Below are 1,753 nucleotides of genomic sequence, written 5' to 3' on the forward strand. Positions count from 1 at the left end.
TGATATTCCACCCGTGAGCACCCGCCGCAGAACWWKCGTCTGCGCAACGGGCGTTACTCCTGACAACACCACCACACCCGCATACACGGGGCAGGGTTGCTGTAGGTGCTCCTTAGAAAGGAGGTGATCCAGCCGCACCTTCCGGTACGGCTACCTTGTTACGACTTAGTCCCAATCGCCAGTCCCACCTTCGACAGCTCCCTCCCACAAGGGGTTAGGCCACCGGCTTCGGGTGTTACCAACTTTCGTGACTTGACGGGCGGTGTGTACAAGGCCCGGGAACGTATTCACCGCAGCGTTGCTGATCTGCGATTACTAGCGACTCCGACTTCATGGGGTCGAGTTGCAGACCCCAATCCGAACTGAGACCGGCTTTTTGGGATTAGCTCCACCTCACAGTATCGCAACCCTTTGTACCGGCCATTGTAGCATGCGTGAAGCCCAAGACATAAGGGGCATGATGATTTGACGTCGTCCCCACCTTCCTCCGAGTTGACCCCGGCAGTCTCCCATGAGTCCCCGCCATTACGCGCTGGCAACATGGAACGAGGGTTGCGCTCGTTGCGGGACTTAACCCAACATCTCACGACACGAGCTGACGACAACCATGCACCACCTGTGAACCGGCCCCAAAGGGGAAGGACTGTTTCCAGCCCGGTCCGGTCCATGTCAAGCCTTGGTAAGGTTCTTCGCGTTGCATCGAATTAATCCGCATGCTCCGCCGCTTGTGCGGGCCCCCGTCAATTCCTTTGAGTTTTAGCCTTGCGGCCGTACTCCCCAGGCGGGGCACTTAATGCGTTAGCTACGGCGCGGAAAACGTGGAATGTCCCCCACACCTAGTGCCCAACGTTTACGGCATGGACTACCAGGGTATCTAATCCTGTTCGCTCCCCATGCTTTCGCTCCTCAGCGTCAGTTAATGCCCAGAGACCTGCCTTCGCCATCGGTGTTCCTCCTGATATCTGCGCATTTCACCGCTACACCAGGAATTCCAGTCTCCCCTACATCACTCTAGTCTGCCCGTACCCACCGCAGATCCGGAGTTGAGCCCCGGACTTTCACGGCAGACGCGACAAACCGCCTACGAGCTCTTTACGCCCAATAATTCCGGATAACGCTTGCGCCCTACGTATTACCGCGGCTGCTGGCACGTAGTTAGCCGGCGCTTCTTCTGCAGGTACCGTCACTTTCGCTTCTTCCCTACTGAAAGAGGTTTACAACCCGAAGGCCGTCATCCCTCACGCGGCGTCGCTGCATCAGGCTTGCGCCCATTGTGCAATATTCCCCACTGCTGCCTCCCGTAGGAGTCTGGGCCGTGTCTCAGTCCCAGTGTGGCCGGTCACCCTCTCAGGCCGGCTACCCGTCGTCGCCTTGGTGAGCCATTACCTCACCAACAAGCTGATAGGCCGCGAGTCCATCCAAAACCACAATAAAGCTTTCCACCCCCCACCATGCGATGAGGAGTCATATCCGGTATTAGACCCAGTTTCCCAGGCTTATCCCAGAGTTAAGGGCAGGTTACTCACGTGTTACTCACCCGTTCGCCACTAATCCCCGGTGCAAGCACCGGATCATCGTTCGACTTGCATGTGTTAAGCACGCCGCCAGCGTTCATCCTGAGCCAGGATCAAACTCTCCGTTGAAGTAAAACAGACACACCATGCGCCCCCGGGAAAACGGGATGCACACAATGCACAAAATTTGAAACCAGCTAAAAACACCAGACCACACCACGGGGTGGCGGGCCCGGCAC

General features: G+C 57.3%; 1 rRNA gene. It reads right to left on the reverse strand.

The window, feature by feature from the left end:
• Positions 1 to 116 precede the first annotated feature (116 nt).
• Positions 117 to 1,643 (reverse strand): 16S ribosomal RNA (locus tag AB4Y72_RS19655).
• Positions 1,644 to 1,753 lie beyond the last annotated feature (110 nt).

Source organism: Arthrobacter sp. YAF34 (assembly GCF_052113245.1).
Lineage (GTDB): Bacteria > Actinomycetota > Actinomycetes > Actinomycetales > Micrococcaceae > Arthrobacter.